13 protein-coding genes are annotated in these 15,654 nt (G+C 74.3%); 3 read left to right on the plus strand and 10 right to left on the minus strand.

Annotation, left to right across the window (positions count from 1 at the left end; all coding sequences use genetic code 11):
* Positions 1-126: 126 nt before the first annotated feature.
* The 5 genes from BU204_RS30765 to BU204_RS30785 form a co-directional block, all read right to left on the minus strand.
* Positions 127-915: an ESX secretion-associated protein EspG gene (locus BU204_RS30765; protein ID WP_075129300.1), complete on the minus strand. Its 789-nt coding sequence runs from the start codon at positions 913-915 to the stop codon at positions 127-129.
* A 13-nt stretch (positions 916-928) separates the two neighbouring features.
* Positions 929-2,398, minus strand: a complete 1,470-nt coding sequence (locus BU204_RS30770) for a PPE domain-containing protein (RefSeq protein ID WP_075129301.1) — start codon at positions 2,396-2,398, stop codon at positions 929-931.
* Position 2,399: 1 nt separating this feature from the next.
* Positions 2,400-2,711, minus strand: coding sequence for a PE domain-containing protein (locus tag BU204_RS30775; RefSeq protein ID WP_075129302.1), 312 nt, complete (start codon positions 2,709-2,711; stop codon positions 2,400-2,402).
* A gap of 205 nt (positions 2,712-2,916) precedes the next feature.
* Positions 2,917-3,909 (minus strand): NAD-dependent epimerase/dehydratase family protein, encoded by a 993-nt coding sequence (locus BU204_RS30780; RefSeq protein ID WP_075129303.1) that lies wholly within the window; start codon positions 3,907-3,909, stop codon positions 2,917-2,919.
* Complete coding sequence (locus BU204_RS30785) at positions 3,906-5,252, minus strand: nucleotide sugar dehydrogenase (RefSeq protein WP_075129304.1); 1,347 nt, start codon at positions 5,250-5,252, stop codon at positions 3,906-3,908. The genes BU204_RS30780 and BU204_RS30785 overlap by 4 nt, the downstream gene beginning before the upstream one ends.
* Before the next feature lie 205 nt (positions 5,253-5,457).
* Here BU204_RS30785 and BU204_RS30790 point away from each other — a divergent pair, with 205 nt between their 5' ends.
* Positions 5,458-5,919 carry a peroxiredoxin gene (locus BU204_RS30790; protein ID WP_075129305.1) on the plus strand — a complete coding sequence of 154 codons (462 nt, stop codon included), beginning with the start codon at positions 5,458-5,460 and terminating at the stop codon, positions 5,917-5,919.
* 9 nt (positions 5,920-5,928) lie between these two features.
* Here BU204_RS30790 and BU204_RS30795 read toward each other — a convergent pair whose 3' ends face one another.
* Genes BU204_RS30795 through BU204_RS30815 form a run of 5 tightly spaced genes read right to left on the minus strand, consistent with a single transcriptional unit; the run spans position 5,929 to position 13,133 of the window.
* A complete protein-coding gene (locus tag BU204_RS30795) occupies positions 5,929-7,125 on the minus strand; it encodes a VWA domain-containing protein (RefSeq protein ID WP_083661789.1) in 1,197 nt (398 codons plus the stop codon).
* On the minus strand, positions 7,122-9,389 hold the full coding sequence (locus tag BU204_RS30800; protein ID WP_332888601.1) for a DUF5682 family protein: 2,268 nt from the start codon (positions 9,387-9,389) through the stop codon (positions 7,122-7,124). The genes BU204_RS30795 and BU204_RS30800 overlap by 4 nt, the downstream gene beginning before the upstream one ends.
* Complete coding sequence (locus BU204_RS30805) at positions 9,350-10,438, minus strand: ATP-binding protein (RefSeq protein WP_075129306.1); 1,089 nt, start codon at positions 10,436-10,438, stop codon at positions 9,350-9,352. Before BU204_RS30805 ends, BU204_RS30800 begins: the two co-directional genes overlap by 40 nt.
* Positions 10,435-11,841 carry a DUF5691 domain-containing protein gene (locus tag BU204_RS30810; protein WP_075129307.1) on the minus strand — a complete coding sequence of 469 codons (1,407 nt, stop codon included), beginning with the start codon at positions 11,839-11,841 and terminating at the stop codon, positions 10,435-10,437. Before BU204_RS30810 ends, BU204_RS30805 begins: the two co-directional genes overlap by 4 nt.
* Positions 11,838-13,133: an SWIM zinc finger family protein gene (locus BU204_RS30815; protein WP_233160781.1), complete on the minus strand. Its 1,296-nt coding sequence runs from the start codon at positions 13,131-13,133 to the stop codon at positions 11,838-11,840. The genes BU204_RS30810 and BU204_RS30815 overlap by 4 nt, the downstream gene beginning before the upstream one ends.
* Before the next feature lie 268 nt (positions 13,134-13,401).
* Between BU204_RS30815 and BU204_RS30820 the strand changes: the two genes are divergently transcribed.
* Together BU204_RS30820 and BU204_RS30825 are read left to right on the plus strand one after the other, a co-directional pair.
* On the plus strand, positions 13,402-14,385 hold the full coding sequence (locus tag BU204_RS30820) for a DNA polymerase domain-containing protein (RefSeq protein WP_075129308.1): 984 nt from the start codon (positions 13,402-13,404) through the stop codon (positions 14,383-14,385).
* 339 nt (positions 14,386-14,724) lie between these two features.
* A partial coding sequence (locus tag BU204_RS30825) for a sensor histidine kinase (RefSeq protein ID WP_075129309.1) occupies positions 14,725-15,654 on the plus strand: 930 nt, incomplete at its 3' end.

Below are 15,654 nucleotides of genomic sequence, written 5' to 3' on the forward strand. Positions count from 1 at the left end.
CGGTACGAGGCCTGCCCTCCGCCTTGCCAGCGACGACCTGGATCACGAAGCCCATCGACCGGGACTGTGCGGACGCGCCCTAGGTGTTCGCGGCGGGGGCGGTACTCGCCGTCCCGCGGGCAGCGGTCATCGGGTCAGGTGGGCGGAGGCGTCGTTGGCGGCGTGGGTGAGGTACTCGGCGACCAGGTCGACGGAGCCGGGCCGGAGTACGGCCAGCGTGCCGTTCGCGGTGAGGTCCAGTTGGGTGAGCCAGCGCCCGGTCGTGGTGTCGACGTAGTTGAGCGGTTGGTCGGCCCGCTGGCGGCTGCCGACGGCGCTGGTTCGGCCGGCGGTGTACAGGCTGCCGCCGCCCGTGCGGGGTCGGTCGAGTACGGCCCGGATCGTCCGCACCTCGGGGCTCTGCCGCGTGCCGAAGCCGGCGAAGCCGTCCTCGGCCGGGTCGACGGTGGCCAGGAACTCCTGGTACGGCGCGCTCACCAGGCGCCCCGCCGCCGGCGGGACCGCCGGAAGTTGGGCGAGGAACGCCCTGGTCAGCTCCTCCGGGCGGATGGCGGCGAGCACGGTGACGTCGGTCTCGTTGTTGCGGACCGCGAGCACCGCCTCCTGGTGGGTGGCCGCCGCGAGCACGCCGTAGCGGAACGGCCGGCCGTCGACGGTGGTGGTGATCCAGCCGTAGTGCTCGCGGTCCGGGCGGACCAGCACACCGACGACGGCCTCCAGGTCCGCGACCGGCCGGCCGTCGCGCAGGAGCCCGTTGTGGTCCAGCTCGCCGAGGGCGTGCCGGTCCATCGCGCGCCGGGTCTGCTCGTCGTACCACGCAGGCGTGGTGGCCAGGACCGGGTGCGGCTCGGCGTGCCGCCACCTGACCAGCGCGTGCACGGTCGTCAGGTTCAGGGTGACGTTCCCGCTCAGCATGGTCTCCTCCGCCTCACCTGGTCGGCCGGTAATCACCGATCACCGGCGGCGCGGTGAACTCGTCGGTGCCGAACAGCTCCTCGCCGTCCGGTTCGATGCGGTATTTCACGTGGTGCTCGGCGTCCTCGTCGCCGTCGCTCCGGCCGGTCGGGGCGCCCAGTGGACCGCCCGGCCCGGCAGCCCCGCGCGGGGTCGCACCGGCGAGGCCGCCCCGGCCGGGCGGCGGGGCGGTCGAGGACTGGCCGGGGATCGGACCGGTGCCCACCGCGGGGCCGCCACGCGCGACCGAACCGCCCGCACCGGAACCGCCCGCACCAGGACCGCCGGCACCGGAACCGCCCACACCGGGACCGCCGGCACCGGGACCGCCGGGAGTGCCGCCGACACCGAAGCCGCCGAAGCCACCGGCGCCCGGACCGACGCCCGGACCGGCACCGCTGAGTCCGCGCTGCGCCCCGGACGCCCCGGCCGGCAGGGACCGGCGGTTGGCCGACGCGCCCCCCACAGAGGTGCCGGGCAGGACGGGCAGCACTGGCGCGCCGCCGGCCGCCGCCGCGTTCGGCGAGGTCAGGCCGGCCGCCTGCCGGCCGAGCGGATCGGTCGCGGCGGCGCCCTGTCCGGTGGTTCCCCCAGGCGTGCCCGACGCACCGCCGGCCGGCGGTGGCACCGTCGGCGTCCCGCCGTCCGTCGTGCTCGTCGTGGTGGGTGCGGCGGACGCGGTGTCGACAGCCGGGCCGGCCCCCGGAGGTGCGGTCGGGGCCGCCGCGAGGGGAGCCGCGGTACCCGCGGTCGGTGCCGTCGACTCGGCCGGCGGCACCGTCATCGGGTAGCTGAGCGGGACCTGGCTCCGTGCCGCGGCGGTGTCCACGGAGTACCCCTCGTACAGGGCGACGTTCTTGGCCGCCTTGGCGTTGTAGTCGTTGATGGCCTTGTCCACGTCGGTCTGGAACGGGTTGGCGCTGTTGAGGAACCCGCTCTGCGGCGGGCTCTCCGGGACGGGCTCGACGTTCGCTCGGATGTGATCGAACGCCGAGAGCTCCGCGTCCAGCGCCCGGGAGTTCACCGCGAGCTGCCGCTGCGCCACGGTGAGGCTGTTGAACAGCCGGGCTGCCGCCGTCAGGGACCGCTGGGACGCCTCACCCTGCCACGCCCCGGTACTCGCCCCACGCGCCGCCTCGATCTGGCCGACTCGGTCGGCGAGGCTGCCCGCCAGCTCAGCCGCGGTGTCCCTGGCCGCCAGCAGGCTCCCCGAACCGTGTCCGGTGGTGATGCGCCGGTAGATCTCGTGCGCGGTGAGCGTCACGTCCTCCGGCGCCAGGTCGTTGCGCACGGTGGTGGCGTGGTACCCGGGAACCGGCTTGTTCGAGTAGGCGTCGGCGACGGCACCGCCGAGCAGGCGGCCGGCCAACTCCCCAGGTGCCCCGGCGACCGCGAAACCGATCATCCCGCCGACTGCCTCGCCCGCGTTGAACTCGTCGGCCATGTCAGCCTGCCTCCGTCCGGAAGGTGTCGACGCCGCTGGTCTCCCGCGCCTGGTATTCCCGCTGCGAGTGGTCGAGGCTGCGCAGATAACCCAGCGCGAAGGCGCGCATCTCGGTGATCGAGCCCAACAGGGCCTTTCCGGAGTCGTTCTGGGTCGCGGCGACGAAACCGCTCGCCGGTTCGTGCCCCGGCGCCTGGACGGCCATCAGCCTTTCCGCGGCTTTGAGATCGTTTTCCAGCCCCGCGAGAAGATCGGTCCAGGAGCGGCGAACCTCCTGAAAGGACTCCGGATCGAACGTGTACCCATCCATCATGATCTCCTCCCCTGATCTGGCGGATCGGCCCGTCGAAAGATGAGACGTGCTCTGCTCGACAGCGGTTCACAGGTTTTCGGAATGTCGAACCCAGAGGTGTAACGATATTCGGCGCGACGCACCTTCACGTTACTTTGTCAACCATTCAGGTGACCCGTTCCTGGCCGGAAACCGCCAGGGGAGGTGTGGGTGTCACGGAACGGGGTCAGGCGGCGGCGGCCAGGTCGGGGTCGGCGCCGGAGTCCGGGAGAGCGGTCCACCAGGGGTTGGCGCGGGCCCACTCGATCGTGGCGGCGACGCCCTCGGTCAGGCCGGTCGTGGGCCGCCAGCCCAGCAGGGCGCGTGCCTTGCCGTTGTCGGGGACCCGGCGTTGCAGGTCCTCATAGGACGATCCGAGCGCGGACCGGGTGTTCACGGACGTCACCTCGACACCCGGGCCGGCCAGGGAAGCGACCAGCGACGCCGCCTCGGCGACCGTGGTCTCGGTCATACTGCCGATGTTGAACGCCTGGCCGACGGCACGCGGGCTCTCCGCGGCACGCAGCGTCGCGCCCACCACGTCGGCGACGTAGGTGAAGCAGCGGGTCTGGCGGCCGTCGTCGTAGACCACGACCGGCCGGCGGTTGAGGGCTCGGTGGATCGAGCGGCTGATCAGGAAGCCCGGCCGTTGGGCTGGGCCGTACACGTTGAAGTACCGCAGGATCGTGGCCCGCAACCCGCGCTGGCGCACGAAGCCGAACGTCAGGTGCTCGGTCAGCGCCTTGCTCGACGAGTAGGCCCAGCGGTCCGCCGACGTCGGCCCGAGCAGGCGGTCGTCGTCCTCGCGCCACGGCACGGCGGGGTTCTTCCCGAACACCTCGCTGGTGGACGCGACGACCACCCGGGCACCCACCTCCGCCGCCCGCTCGAGCACGTTCCGGGTGCCGGTGACGTTGATGTCGATGACGTCCAGCGGCCGGCTCAGGTACCGGTCGACGCCGACCACCGCGGCCAGGTGCACCACCAGGTCGACGTCGGCGGTGATCGCCGTGGCGAGCGCCGTCGGGTCGAGCACGTCGCCGGCGACGAACGTGGTGACCGGCCCGTGCGGGGGCGGAGCGCCGTCGAAGACGGTCACCGCCTCGCCACGGTCGACCAGCCGCTCGACGAGGTGCCGGCCGATGAACCCGCAGCCACCGGTGACGACGACCCGGCTCACCGCCCGATCCCCCGGTAGCCGAAGCCGAGCTCCCGCAGCGCGGCGATCTTCTCCCGCGAGTAGTACGCGCGCCCGTCCAGCACCAGGCAGGACTCGGCCACCGGCAGCGCCCCGAAGTCGAGGTCCTCGAACGCCCGGTGCAGGGCCAGCACGGCGACGCAGTCCGCGTCCCGCACGGCCTCCTCGACGTCGGCCGCCGGGCGGATGCCGAACAGTGCCTCGGCCTCGGCCGGGTCCACCAGCGGGTCGTGGACGGTCACGCTGCCGCAGGCCCGGACCAGCGCCGCGACCGCGTCCCGGGTCGGGGTGGCGCGCAGGTCGCCGGTGTTGTTCTTGAACGCCAGCCCCAGCACGGCGACCTTCGACGCCGCCGGGTCCTTGCCCAGCTTGGTCAGCTCGTCCACGGCGAGCCGCGCCGTGTACTCCGGCATGCCGGCGTTGACCTCGCGCCCGGCCGGCGCGGTCAGGATGTCCAGGCCGCGCTGGCGGGCGGAGTGCCACACCATCCACGGGTCCTTGGTCAGGCACGAGCCGCCGACCCCGACGCTGGGCAGCAGGATGTTCACGTACCCCTGGCCCTTCGGGATCGTGTTCGCCGCGCTGATCACGTCCAGCACGTCGACGCCGTAGAGCGAGGAGAACTTGGCGAGCTCGTTGCCCAGCGCGATGTTGAGGTCGATCCACCAGTTGTCGGCCAGCTTCACCAGCTCCGCGGCCTCGAGCGAGTCGAGCGGGACCACCTCGACGCCGAGCGCGTCGCGCCAGAACCGCGCGGCGTCCGCCGTGGCGTCGGCGTCGAGGCCGCCGGCCACGATCGGGAAGGTGTCCAGGTCGTGCAGGGCGGTGCCCTCCGCGAGCCGCTCGGGGGTGAACGCCAGCCCGAACTCGATGCCGGGGCGCAGGCCGCTGCGCCCAAGCAGGGGCAGCACCAGGCTGCGGGTCGTTCCCGGTGGGACGGTGCTCTTGAGCACCACCAGCTGTCCCGCGCGCAGGTGCCTGCTCAGCTCCACACAGGCACCCTGTAGCTGCTCCTCGGCCAGTGAGCCGTCCTCACGTACCGGCGTGCCGACGGTGATCAGCACGACGTCCGCCTCCCGGACCGCCGCGTAGTCGGTGGTGACCCGCAGGCGGCCCGACCGCAGGCCGGCGAGGAGGCGCTCGGCGAGACCCGGTTCCTCGAACCGGCACCCGCCCTCGTCCAGCTCGCGGACCAGCCTGGCGTCGGTGTCGATCCCGACCACGTCCAGGCCCCGCGCGGACAGGGTGCCGGCGATGCAGGAGCCGACGTAGCCGAGACCGATGACCGCGACCGCGGTCCGCCGACCGCCGGAGACAAAACGCATCTGCGCTCCCATCAAAGAAGGTCCGAACCGGATCCGCGTGATCAGCGCCTCGGTCGTGGTCCATTGTCGACTCGGCGGTTTTCGCCCGGCATCTTCCTTCGTGCCGAGGCGGGGCGACCAGCGCACCGGAGGAGATGCCTTTCCCGGCACGGCGGGCCATCCTCGCAGCGGAGGAAGAATTCCCGGAATCGAGGAAGGACGGGCCATGGCTGTCGAGACTGGCCAGCGGGCGCCGGAGTTCGAACTGGTGGACCAGCAGGGAAAGCCGGTGAAGCTTTCGGACTTCCGCGGGAGGAGCAACGTCCTGCTCGTCTTCTACCCGTTGGCGTTCAGCGGCATCTGCGAGGGCGAGCTCTGCTCGGTCCGCGACGAGCTGGCCGACCTCACCGACACCGAGGACGTGCAGGTGCTGGCGGTGTCGGTCGACTCGATGTTCGCCCATCGCGCCTGGGCCGAGCGGCAGGGCTACAAGTTCCCGCTGCTGGCCGACTTCTGGCCGCACGGCGAGGTCGCCCGGGCCTACGGGGTGTTCGACGAGGACCGGGGCGTGGCCGTGCGCGGCACCTTCGTCATCGACAAGGCGGGGACCGTGCGCTGGAAGGTCGTCAACGGCATCCCCGAGGCGCGCGACACCGCCGAGTACCGCAGGGTGCTGGCCGGGCTCTGAGCCGCCGCGTCAGCCGCCCTCCTCCGGCGCGGTGAGCACGATGCCGTTCCCGGTCGCCCAGCCGGCGAGGTCCTCGCGCTGGATGGCGGCGGCGAGCAGGCCGGGGAACTGGTCCGGGGTGCAGGCGAAGGTGGGCACGCCGAGCGCCGCGAGCGCGGCGGCGTTGTCGTGGTCGTAGGCGGGGGCGCCCTCGTCGGACAGCGCCAGCAGGCAGACCACCTGGACCTCGCTGGCCACCATGGCCTGGACCCGGCGCAGCATCTCCTCCTCGTCACCGCCCTCGAACAGGTCGGTGACCAGGACGAGGATCGTGTCGCGCGGATTGTCGATCCGGCCCTGGCAGTAGGCGAGCGCGGCGTTGATGTCGGTGCCGCCGCCCAACTGCACGCCGAACAGGAGCTCCACCGGGTCGGTGAGGGCTTCGGTCAGGTCGACGACAGCCGTGTCGAACGCGACGACCTGGGTGCGCAGCGACCGCACCGAGGCCAACACGGCGCCGAACACGCCCGCGTAGACCACCGAGGAGGCCATCGACCCGCTCTGGTCCAGGCACAGCACGACCTCCCGGCTCACCTGCGGCAGCCGCCGGCCGTAGCCGACCAGCCGCTCGGGGACCACCGTGCGGTGCTCGGGCTGGTAGTGGCGAAGGTTCGCCAGGATCGTGCGGTTCCAGTCGATGTCCCCGGCCCGGGGGCGGCTGGTGCGCCCGGCCCGGTGCAGTGCCCCGCTCACCGCCTGCCTGGTCGGCTGGGCCAGCCGGCGCTCGAGCTCCTCCACCACCGTGCGCACGACGGCCCGCGCGGTCTCCCGGGAGCGTTCGGGGATCGCCTGGTTGAGGCTGAGCAGCGCACCGACCAGGTGCACGTCGGGTTGTACCGACTCCAGCAGCTCCGGCTCGAGCAGCAGTTGGCGCAGGCCCAGCCGCTCCATCGCGTCGCGCTGCATGACCTGGACGACGGGCGCGGGGAAGTAGCCGCGGATGTCGCCGAGCCAGCGCGCGACCCGCGGTGAGGAGCCACCGAGGCCGCCCTTGCGCTCCTCCCCGTACAGCGCGTCCAGGGTGGCATCGCGCTTCAGGTCCACTCCGGACAACTCGACGCCAGTACCTTCAGCCTCCCCACCCCCGAGAATCAGTCTCCACCGCAGTTCCGCGTCCCCGGACTGTCGGGTGTCGTTCGCCTTGGGTTGTGGTGTGTCGTCGTTCATCTGTTGCCCAGGATTTCGAGGATGCGGGGGAGTACTCGGCTGGCGCGGTCGTGGTCGACCTCTTCGGAAGCGGCTACCCGGGCGGGCGTTCCTTGGTGGAGGCGGGTGACGTGTTCGCCTATGGCGCGGCGTTCGGCGGGGGCGAAGGCGGCGAAGGTGCGGCGCAGCAACGGAAGTAGCCGGTCGAACACGTCGGTTGCCACAGTAGAGGTCCAGCGGTCGACGACGGCGAGCAGTTCCGGCTCGTGCACCAGCAGGGCGGCCTCGCCGGAGAGGAAGCCGTCCAGCCACGCGGCGGCGGCGACGGCGTCGGCGCCGGGGGACAGGCGTACCGACAACCGCCGGCCGGCCTCGGTGACCTCGACCAGCGTGGCGTCCAGCAGCAGGCGGGTGGCCCGGCCGGCGACCAGTCCGTGCACGCCGGGCTGCTCGGCCACCGTGCCCAGCGCCCGCTGCCACTCCCGGCGCAGCTCCGGCTGGTCGAGCAGGGCCACGCCGCGCTGGACCGCGTCCACCAACTCGCGCAGGCGGGCCGCGGCGTCGTCGTCGAGGGCGGTGCAGGCGGCGGGCAGGCCGACCGCGATCCGGGTGACCAGGCCGGCGAGGACCCGCTGGACGAGCTCGGTGTCGGCGCGGCGGACGTTGCCGTAGCGGCGTACCCGGGCCAGCGGCTCCACCGCGGCCATCAGCCGGGTCGTGTCGTGCTGGCGGGCCGCCCGGTCGGCCAGCGCCTCGAGCACGGTGCCCAGGGCCTCGGGCAGGTCGGCGGTGAGCGTGGTGTCCACCAGCTCGGCCAGCTCCGCCACATCGGCCGCGGCCGTGCGCTGGGCGAGTACCGAGGTCGCGGCCGAGGCGATTGTCGTGCCGTGCACGCTCGCCTCGATCAGCGCCACCTCCAGCTCCGGGCGCCACTCGAGGCTCCAGGCCTCGCGGAAGGTTCCCCGGGTCCGGCCGACCTCGGCCGGCGTTCCCCAGGGGACGCCGAGCAGCAGCAACCGGTGCAGCAGGACGGAGCGGGCGAGCTGGGACTCGGTGCGCAGGTCGAGGTCGAGGGTCTGCTCGGCGGCACTCTGCCGCAGCCGCAGGCGTTTGCGGGTGGCGGCGAGGTCGCGGGCGAGCGGGACCATCGGCGTCTGGGCCGGTACCTGGCCGAGGATGTCGCCCACCAGCAGCCGGCGGGCGACCAACCGCATCGGCACCGGCGAGCCGCCGGCGAGCACGGCCTGCGCGGCCTCCGAGAGCTCGGAGAGTCCCGGCAGCGGACGACCGCGCAGCCCGGCCAGCGCGTGCGCCAGACGCACCGCCTCGATCACCGCGGCCGAGGACACGTCGTGCTGCTCCTCACGCAGCAGCCGGGCCACCCGCACCAGCCACCGCGGGACCACCTCGTCGGGCGCGGTGAACAGGTGGTGGTACCAGCCGGGGGAGTCGATGCCGGCGCCGTAGCCGCTGGCCCTGGCCAGCCGCGAGGAGGTCCACGGCACCCAGGTCGCGGCCACCTTCGTCGTCCCGAGCCCCGAGAGCAGCGCGGTGTCCGCGGCGATGGTGGGGAAGGCCTCCGGCACCAGCACCGGCGCGTGCCAGGCCCCGCAGACCACGGCGATCGGTCCGCGCTCGGTGCGGGCCACCGACCGCAGCACCCGGCGCATCGCCGCCTCCCGGCGCCGGGTGACCAGGTCGACGTCCTGGCCCTCGCGCAGGGTCCGCATCGCCTCGACGACCGCGTCGAACACCTCGAGCCCGTGGTAGCGCAGCTCGATCGCGTCCTCCCACCAGCGCTCGGGGTCGTCGTAGCCGGCGGCGGCGGCCAGCGCGGCGATCGGGTCGAACCGGTCGCGGTCCCGCTCGCCGAGCACGAGCGCGTTGGTGGCGGGCAGGTCGAGGAACCGCACCGGACGGTCGTGCTCGAGCGCCCAGCGCAGGGCGACCCACTCCGGGGAGAAGACGGCCATCGGGTAGAAGGCGGCGGTGGCCGGCTCGTCGACCGCGTACACGAGCCCCGCCACCGGCGGCCGCATCCCGGCCGCCGCGGCCAGCGGTGCCACCGCGTCCAGCTCCGGCGGACCCTCGATCAGTACGACGGCGGGCGAGAGCCGCTCCAGCGCGCCCAGGACCGCACGGGCCGACCCCGGCCCGTGGTGCCGGATCCCCAGCACGTGGACCCGCCCCGCCAGCTCCCGCGCCGTCCGCCGCGCCCGCTCCGCCACGAGGTCGCCGAACCCGCTCAGCCGAGCTCTCGGCAGGCGCGGTAGAGGTCCGCCCACGGCCTGCGCTCGCGCACCACGGCCTCGAGGTACTCCTGCCAGACCAGCCGGTCGGCCACCGGGTCCTTGACCACCGCGCCCTGCAGCCCGGCCGCGACGTCCGCTGCCCGCACCACCCCGTCGCCGAAGTGCGCGGCGAGGGCCATGCCGCTGGTCATCACCGAGATCGCCTCCGCGGTCGACAGCGTGCCCGAGGGAGACTTGATCTTCGTGCGGCCGTCGGCGGTGACCCCTTCGCGGAGCTCGCGGAACACCGTGACGACCCGCCGGATCTCCTCGACCGCCTCCAGCTCGGCCGGCAGGCGCAGCGCCGCGCCGAGCTGGCCGACCCGCAGCCGCACGATCTCCACCTCGGACTCGACGTCCTCGGGAAGCGGCAGCACGACGACGTTGAACCGGCGCTTGAGCGCGGCGGACAGGTCGTTCACGCCGCGGTCCCGGTCGTTCGCCGTGGCGATCACGTTGAACCCGCCGCGGGCCTGCACCTCGTCGTCCAGCTCCGGGATCGGCAGGGTCTTCTCACTCAGCACGGTGATCAACGCGTCCTGTACGTCGGACGGGATCCGGGTGAGCTCCTCGATCCTGGCGATCCCGCCGCCCTCCATCGCCCGCAGGACCGGGCTCGCCACCAGCGCGCGCCGGGACGGCCCCTCCGACAGCAGGCGCGCGTAGTTCCAGCCGTAGCGGATGGACTCCTCGGACGTGCCCGAGGTGCCCTGCACGAGCTGGGTCGAGTCGCCGGAGACGGCCGCGGCGAGGTGCTCGGAGAGCCAGGTCTTGGCCGTGCCGGGCACGCCGAGCAACAGCAGCGCGCGGTCGGTGGCCAGCGTCGCGACGGCCACCTCGACCAGTCGCCGCCCACCCAGGTACTTCGGCGTGATCGGGGTGCCGTCCCCGGCCTCGCCGCCCAGGACGTAGGTCACCACGGCCCAGGGGGACATGCGCCAGTTCGGCGGCCGCGGCCGGTCGTCGTTGGCGGCCAGCGCGGCCAGCTCCGACGCGTGCTGGTCCTCGGCGTGGGCGCGCAGCACCTCGGTCGTGGCGGTCATGAGGGGAACTCCTGCTCGATGGTCCGGCGGATGGTCAGTGCGTTGGCGAGGCCGCGCAGGGTGCGGCGGCGGGCGCGCCGGTCGACCGGGGTGGCCTCGAGCCACTCCTCGACCTGGGGCAGCGCGGTGTGGTGCAGGTGCCTGGCGAGCGCCTGGAACGCGAGCGTGAGCGTGCCCTCGGTCCTGGCCGTACGCAGCCGCCCGACGATCTCCCGGGAGAACTCCGGCGACCACGGCCCAGGGCAGGCGGCGAGCAGCCCGGCGAACCGGGCGTCCACGGTCGGCTCGCGCGCAACGACCGCCGTGGCCCGCTCCGGCGGGAGCGCGCCGAGCAGCTCGGGCGTCGGCCGCACCTCGGCGAGCGCGGCGAGCCAGCGCTCGTTCCGCTGGCGCAGCGCGGCCCTGGTCCAGCCGAGGACGAGCTCGGGCCGGGCCGCCGCCAGGTCGGCCGGGACCTCGCCCAGCGGGGCCGCGCCGAGCATCTGGATCAGCCAGGACACCGAGCGGCCCTGACCGTGCTCGCGCTGGTCGGTGACCCCGTCCCGGCGCGCGGCGGCGTCCAGCTCCTCCGGCGGGGTGAGGTCGCGGACCCGTTCGGCCATCCGCGCGGCCCGGCGGGAGCCCGGCAGCCGGTCCAGCAGCGCCGCGGCCGCCGCGCGCACGGTCGCGGCCCGGTCGTCCAGGGCGGACTCGAGGAACGGCTCGTCCGCCTCGGACAGCCCGGTCGCGAGGGCGTCGACCAACCCGGCCCTGGCGGCAGCCTGCTCGTCGGCCCAGGTCCGCTCCACGAGCCGGCGGCCCGCCGCCGGGTCGGCGCGCCGCACGGCGGCGAGCACGGCGAGCCGCTCGGCCCAGGTCCCGGTGGCGAACCGGTCGTCGACCTCGGCGGGGTCGCCGAGGTCGACGGGAGCCGCCCAGGACCACCGCGGGTTGCGCCGGGCCAGCCAGGCGCCCCGCGGTCCGGTGACCGTGCGGACGTCCTCGCGCAGCCCGGAGGCCGTGGTGGCCAGCCGCAGGAGGGCGAGGACGAGGGGGGCTGGCGGGCGTGTCCCGGCCCGGGCGCAGGCACGCGACCAGTGCGCGACCAGCAGCTCGTTGCCGCCGTCGACCTGGATGCCGCGGTCGAGCAGGAGCTCCAGCAGCTGCGCCGCGGTGGCCGAGCACAGCGGGCGGGGGTCCGGCTCGGCCGGCGGGTCGGGCGTCCCGTGCCACGGCGGCGGTGTCCACCCGGCACGACGGTAGGCCCCGAGGACCGCGGCCGCGGCGAGCACCGTCGCCTCGGGGGAGTCGGCGTCGACCTCGGCGAGGCGGGCGAGCACGCCCTCGGGTACCGCCCGGCGCCCGGTGCCCACGACCGCGGCACCCAGCAGTGACTCCCAGGAGTCGGGGGCGGGCGTGCTCACACCGACACCAGCGCGCCGTCGGTGGCGAGGCTGCACGGGTGGAACCGGCCGTCGACCCACTCGCCGAACAGGTCGACCGGGTGCCCGCCGGACAGGCCGAGCAGCGGCCAGACGTCCACGTCGGCGGCCAGGCGCAGCGCCGTCCCGTCCCGGTCGACGAGCACCGGCCCGCCCTCCCGGGGTACGACGGTGACCGCGCCCAGCGCCATCGGGATCCGCTCCAGCCACGGGTTGCCCGCCTGCCAGGTCGCCGCCAGGTCGAGCGCGCGGAGCACGGTGTCGGTCACCGGCAGCCCCGCGCCCGCGCCGGTCGTCGGCTCGCCGGCCAGCAGCACGCGCCGCGGTGGCGAGCCCGGGTAGTGGGCGAGCTCCCCGTCGAGCACCGAGCCCAGGACGTGCGGCACCCGCAGCGCGCCGCCGGCCGCGGCGAAGTCCAGCAGGACCACGGTCTCGCCGGACTCCTCGCCGTAGAGCCAGGTGCGCTGGGAGAGCAGCCGCTCGTCCTCGTCCTGGCGCAGGCCGAGCACCCACCACCGGTCACGCACCCGCTCGCCGGCCAGCACCTCCTCGGAACGTCGCGGCCAGCCGAGCACGGCGCGCAGGTCGCCCGTCGTGGCCGGGTCGAGCGCGGCCCGCCGCCGCCAGGCCCGCACCGCCAGGTACCACCGGCCGAGCGATTCGAGCAGGTGCGCGGCCCAGTCGGTCCTGGCGTGCACGGCGGAACCCATCGCCCGGACCCGCTCGGCGAGCCCGGGCACCTGCGCGTCGACCAGCCTGGCCGCGGCCGTCTCCCAGAACTCGGCCGGCTGGCTCCGCACCGCGGCGAGGCCCTGGCGCACGAGGTCGAACAGCCAGCGCTCGAACTCGTCGAGCCCGGCCGACATCAGGCTCTCCCGCTCGGCGACCCGCCGGGCCCGCGCCTCGGGGTCGGGCGGGCGGGTGTCGCGGGTGGCCCTCGCCTCCCGTTCGTGTGCCCAGGCCGCGGCGAAGTCGGCCGTCGTGTCGAGGTCGGCGACGGTGCCGTCGCCGGCAGCCCACATCAGCAGCAGCGCGAGACCGTGCTTGCAGGGGAACTTGCGGCTCGGGCAGGTGCACCGGAACGCGGGCTCGTTCAGGTCGACCGTCACCTGGTAGGGCTCCCGGGCGCTGCCCTGGCACCTGCCCCACACCAGCGACTCGTTGCTGCCCAGCGCCGACCAGGTACCCGGGCGGGCGAGGCCGCGGGCGGCCCGGGCGGACCCGGCGTCGGGAGCCAGCCCGAGCACCCGGTCCACAGTCCACCGCGCGCCCACCTACCACTCCTCCCGAACCCGTATGCCAGGCACCCTAGGGCACGTCTGGTGGATCTCCGGCCGCGCGGTCCGCGCCCGGACGGCCCCTGGCGGCGTTGTCGCGTCGACCGAGTACGACCCGGTACGAGGCCGACGCTCCGCCTTGCCAGGAACCACCCGGATCACGAACCGCATCGACCAAGATCCACCAGACGCGCGCAGGTCGCCGGCACCGACACCCCCCGGCCGACGGTTGACCCGGCCGGGCCGGCGCGGTGAGGTGGTCGGCATGGCGGCCACCAAGAGCACCGAGTCGCGGGACGGCGTCGCGCTGACCAACCTCGACCAGGACCTGTTCGACGGCGCCGGGGCGACCAAGCGCGACCTGGTCGACTACCTCGACGCGGTGAGCGACCGGATCCTGCCCGGCCTGCGGGACCGGCCGCTCTCGGTGATGCGGGTGCGGCCGGGGCAGGCACCGTTCATGCAGAAGAACGTGCCGAAGTACACCCCGGACTGGGTGCGCACGGTGGACGTGTGGGCCGAGGCGTCCCGCCGCACGATCTCCTACGCCCTGTGCGACGACCGCCGCACGCTGGTCTGGTTCGCCAACCAGCGGGCCGTCGAGTACCACGCCACGCTCTTCCGCGCCGAGCACATGCCGCACCCGACCCACCTCGTGCTCGACCTCGACCCGCCGGAGGGGCAGCTCCCGGACGGGTTGCGGGCCGCGGTCGAGGCGGCGAAGCTCGTCCGCGCGGCGCTGGCCGAGCTCGGCCTGGCCGGGGCGCTCAAGACCAGCGGCGCCAAGGGCGTGCACGTGTTCGTGCCGGTCGACCCGGCCACCGCCCCGGAGGACGCCGCGGCGGCCACCCGCGCCATCGCCGCCCGCGCCGCGCGCCTGGACCCGTCGGTCGCCACCACCGCCTACATCAAGTCCGACCGCGAGGACAAGGTGTTCGTGGACTCGACCCGCGCGCACGGCGCGACGGTGATCGCCGCGTACAGCCCCCGGCTGCGCCCGGGGGTGCCGGTCTCGTTCCCCGTCGCCTGGGCCGACGCCGACGAGGTGCACCCGAGCGACTTCACCATCCGCACCGCGCCCGCTCTGCTCGGCGACCGGGACCCGTGGGCCGAGGCGCTCCCGGACCCGCAGCGGCTCCCGGACGACCTCGTCGCCGAGGGACACGAGATCCCGGTCGCCCGGGTGGTCGCGATGCACGAGGGCAAACGCCGCAAGCGCGCGGCCCGGGAGGCGGAGGAGCAGGGCTAGCGGCTGTCGCGGCTGGCGCGGCTGGCGCGTACGGCGGAGCCCGGTCACCCCCGGTCGGCCGGTCCCCGGGACCCGCCGACCGGCCTCCTGCCGACACCCGAACGGGTGAGACCTGGCCCACCCCAGCCGAACGCATAGTGATCAACTCGTTGGCGTCCTGCCAACTGTTCTCCCTCGTCACGGCGGTTGTGCCGGACATAGTGGACATCGTTGTCCAGTTACTGTCCGCAGTGGAGTAAGGACCCGTCGTTGCCACCCGCCTGGGGGGTCTGGTTGTATGTGCCGCGTCGCCGTCCGCAGTCGGCCCGCACCCGCTCGTGACGAAACCGTTGGGACACAATGACCACCCGAGCCAGACATCTGCTCCAACGTTCCCGCGATCTGCTCGAACGCTCCCGCGTCGCGGCCGTCCAGTTCCTGGACCCGCCGCGCGGCCAGACCGCGGCGCTGCCCCGGGTGATCGAGGGCTCCCGCGAGCCGATGGTCCACCAGGAGCCGGAGGGTGCGGTCGTCGACATCTGCGCGAGCATCGCGCTGCGCGACCTCAACCTCGTCGACTCGCTGCTGGCGCTGCTCGAGCGGATGGAGGACGGCGAGGCCGACCCGGAACGCCTCGCCGAGCTCTACAAGCTGGACCACCTCGCGGCGCGCCTGCGCCGCAACGCGGAGAACCTGCGGGTGCTTGCCGGACGCGACGCCAGCGACGCGATCTCGGACTCGGCGTCGATCGTGGACGTCATCCGCGCCGCCATGTCCTCGATCGACGGGTACTCCCGGGTCTCGATCGGACGGGTGCCCCAGCTCGGGGTGGTCGGCATCGCCGCGGACGACCTGGGCCGGCTGCTCTCGGAGCTGCTCGACAACGCGGCCAAGCAGTCGCCGCCGGACACCTCAGTCCGCGTCAGCGCACACCTCACCGACTCGGGCAGCGTGCTGGTCCGCATCGAGGACGACGGCATCGGGCTGCCCCCCGACCGGCTCGCCGAGCTGAACGGCCGGCTGTCCGACGAGCCCAAGCTCACCGACGACTCGGTCCGCCACATGGGACTGGCCGTGGTGCGGCGCCTCGCCGCCCGCCACGCCATCCGGGTCCAGCTGGACCGGCGCTCGCCCCACGGCACCACCGCGACCGTCCTGTTGCCCTCCGGACTGCTCTGCGAGCTGCCGGACGCGGCGTGGTCCGGTCAGCAGACCGTCGCCGTGTCCGCCGCCGCGCCGGTCCCGCCGGCCGCGGTCGCGCCGGCCCCACGCCGGCCCGCCGGCCACGGC

Source organism: Actinophytocola xanthii, assembly GCF_001921205.1.
GTDB lineage: Bacteria > Actinomycetota > Actinomycetes > Mycobacteriales > Pseudonocardiaceae > Actinophytocola > Actinophytocola xanthii.

What these genes read in the sequence shown, in the direction of transcription:
- BU204_RS30790 (WP_075129305.1), top strand. Translation starts at nt 5,458, where the DNA reads ATGGCTGTCGAGACTGGCCAGCGGGCGCCGGAGTTCGAACTGGTGGAC.
- BU204_RS30765 (WP_075129300.1), bottom strand. Translation starts at nt 915, where the DNA reads ATGCTGAGCGGGAACGTCACCCTGAACCTGACGACCGTGCACGCGCTG.
- BU204_RS30775 (WP_075129302.1), bottom strand. Translation starts at nt 2,711, where the DNA reads ATGATGGATGGGTACACGTTCGATCCGGAGTCCTTTCAGGAGGTTCGC.
- BU204_RS30795 (WP_083661789.1), bottom strand. Translation starts at nt 7,125, where the DNA reads ATGAACGACGACACACCACAACCCAAGGCGAACGACACCCGACAGTCC.
- BU204_RS30805 (WP_075129306.1), bottom strand. Translation starts at nt 10,438, where the DNA reads ATGACCGCCACGACCGAGGTGCTGCGCGCCCACGCCGAGGACCAGCAC.
- BU204_RS30820 (WP_075129308.1), top strand. Translation starts at nt 13,402, where the DNA reads ATGGCGGCCACCAAGAGCACCGAGTCGCGGGACGGCGTCGCGCTGACC.
- BU204_RS30770 (WP_075129301.1), bottom strand. Translation starts at nt 2,398, where the DNA reads ATGGCCGACGAGTTCAACGCGGGCGAGGCAGTCGGCGGGATGATCGGT.
- BU204_RS30785 (WP_075129304.1), bottom strand. Translation starts at nt 5,252, where the DNA reads ATGCGTTTTGTCTCCGGCGGTCGGCGGACCGCGGTCGCGGTCATCGGT.